2 protein-coding genes and 1 pseudogene are annotated in these 2,520 nt (G+C 59.7%); 1 reads left to right on the forward strand and 2 read right to left on the reverse strand.

Translation table 11 applies throughout. The annotated features are described in order from the left end of the window. Positions 1–104: 104 nt before the first annotated feature. A pseudogene (locus FEM54_RS30340) lies at positions 105–1,420 on the reverse strand (C4-dicarboxylate transporter DctA). A 217-nt stretch (positions 1,421–1,637) separates the two neighbouring features. Between FEM54_RS30340 and FEM54_RS30345 the strand changes: the two are divergent. Next, positions 1,638–2,267 carry a DNA-3-methyladenine glycosylase I gene (locus tag FEM54_RS30345; RefSeq protein WP_138454041.1) on the forward strand — a complete coding sequence of 210 codons (630 nt, stop codon included), beginning with the start codon at positions 1,638–1,640 and terminating at the stop codon, positions 2,265–2,267. Positions 2,268–2,410: 143 nt separating this feature from the next. Here FEM54_RS30345 and FEM54_RS30350 read toward each other — a convergent pair. Further along, positions 2,411–2,520: SDR family oxidoreductase (locus FEM54_RS30350; RefSeq protein ID WP_138454042.1), on the reverse strand; the 110-nt coding region annotated here is incomplete at its 5' end.

Consider the following 2,520-nt stretch of genomic DNA (forward strand, 5'->3'; position numbering starts at 1 on the left):
TCGCTGCGATGACTGACTGCCAGCCAACATCTCTATGGCTGACCCACCGCTATCGCAGCGATGCGGCGACCCGACAAGCCAGCTCCCACAGTTGGATCGCGTTGCTAGAATTCCTGATGCGCCGGCAGCACCGGCTTCTTGGCCTGGAAGGCATACCCTTGCTCGCCATCGAGCACCTTGTTGGCGCGCTGGATATCAATGTCTTTTTCCCAACGGGCAATGGCCACGGTAGCGACACAGTTGCCGATCAGGTTAGTCAGCGCGCGGCCGATGCCCATGAACCAGTCCACCGCCAACACCAGCACCAGCCCCACCACCGGAATCGCCGGGATCGCGGTCAGCGTGGCCGCCAAAATCACCAGCGCCGAGCCCGGAATGCCGTGGGCACCTTTGGAGGTGATCAACGACACCAGCAGGATGGTCAGCAAATCAGTCATCGACAGCGGTGTCCCGGTGGCATTGGCGATAAATACGATGGCCAGGGTCAGGTAGATCGAGAAACCGTCGAGGTTGAACGAATAACCGGTCGGAATCACCAGGCCGACGGTGGAGCTGCCAATGCCCAAGTGCTCGAGTTTACGCATGATCTGCGGCAATACCGCGTCGGAGGAGGCGGTGCCCATCACGATCAGCAGCTCTTCGCGCAGGTACTTGAGCAGCGGCAGCATGCGCAGGCCGGACAAACGCATCACCAGGCCCAGCACCAGCCCGACAAAAACAAAGCAGGTCAGATAGAACAAACCCACCAGGCTGCCCAGGTGTTGCAGCGAATCCAGGCCGTAGGTGCTGGTGGTAAAGGCGATGGCGCCGAATACACCGATCGGCGCCAGACGCACAATCATGCCCATGATGCGAAAGATTACATGGCTCAGCTCGTTGATCAGCCGCGAGATGCCGGAAGCGGCTTCGCCCACCAGGTTCAGCGCGCTGCCGAACACAGCAGCACTTGCAGCACATTGTTGTCGGCAAAGGCGCCGATCACCGAATTGGGGATCAGGTCCATCAGGAACTGGCTGGTGCCGCGAATGTGCTGGCCCTTGTCGGCCAGCTCATTGAGACCGGCGGACGACAGTTGCTCCAAGTGAATATTGGCGCCTTGGCCAATACCCGTGCTGAAGGCCATGATCAGGCCGATCACGAGGGCGACGGTGGTCAGCACTTCGAAGTAGATCACTGACTTCAAGCCAATGCGTCCGACCTTCTTCAGGTCGCCGGCGCCGGAGATCCCGCTGACCACCACGCAGAATACGATCAGGCCAATCAGCATTTTGATCAGCTTGATAAAGCCGTCACCCAGGGGTTTGAGTTGTGAGGAGAATTCGGGAAGGGCCAGGCCGCAGATAACGCCTAACATCAGGCCAATCACGACTTGCAGGAAAATCGAACGCGAGCACCATCTGAGCATGGGAGGGATCTCTATTCGGTGCCCTGGTGGTTCCAGGGCTTAATTGTTGTGGTCTTACCGGTATGTCCAGTGCGCGGCCAGTCTACGCTGGGTTTTTTTCAAATCACAAGTAAATATTCGACGGTTGTCAGGTCCCGGTCTGACCAGTTGGTCGGTAAGGGTGATGCTTGAGCGGTTGGCGGGCAGTAAATTTTTTCGCTTATGATCCGCGCCTTGATTGGCGAGGTAGTCGATGGACAAACCAGGATTGACCACGGATTCAGCAGGCCAGACTCACTGCACCTGGCGCACGGCCGCACCGGAGTACCCGCGTTACCACGACGCCGAGTGGGGTGTGCCGGTCGCAGACGATATCCAACTGTACGAGAAGATCTGCCTGGAAGGTTTCCAGGCGGGCATGGCGTGGATCACCATTTTGCGCAAGCGCGAGCAGTTTCGGGCGGCGTTCGAAGGGTTTGATTTTCGCCGTGTCGCCGACTACACCGAGGCCGATATCGAGCGGCTGATGAACGACCCAGGCATCGTGCGCAACCGCGCGAAGATCGTCTCGACCATCAATAACGCACGCCGGGCCTGTGAGTTGGTGGACGAAACCGGTTCGCTGGCGCGCTGGTTGTGGGCGTTTGAACCCACGCCCGAGGAACGCCCGGCGGTGGTGGACATGGCGTACTGGACCGGCAACCCGACGTCACCGGCGTCGGTGCGTTTGTCCAAAGCCTTGAAGAAGCGCGGCTGGACCTTTGTTGGCCCCACCACGATGTACGCGCTGATGCAGGCGATGGGGATGGTCAATGATCACTTGGAGGGCTGCGTTTGCCGCCCGCGCATAGAGGCGCTACGCCAACAGTTCAAGCGCCCTTGAGTGTGTGGCGAGGGAGCTTGCTCCCGTTGGACTGTGCAGCAGTCTCCCGATTTTTGGGGGCGCTTCGCACCCCAGCGCAAGCAAGCTTGCTCGCCACAGTAAGCTTGCTACCCCAGGGATTTTGCGGTGCCTGGAAGGTCAGGTCAGGACAGGAAGCCACCGTCCACATTCAGCGACACACCGGTGGTGTAGCTGGACGCATCACTGGCCAGGAACAGCACCGCACCGGCCATCTCGCTCGGGTCGGCTACGC

The sequence above is a fragment of the Pseudomonas edaphica genome (genome assembly GCF_005863185.1).
Lineage (GTDB): Bacteria > Pseudomonadota > Gammaproteobacteria > Pseudomonadales > Pseudomonadaceae > Aquipseudomonas > Aquipseudomonas edaphica.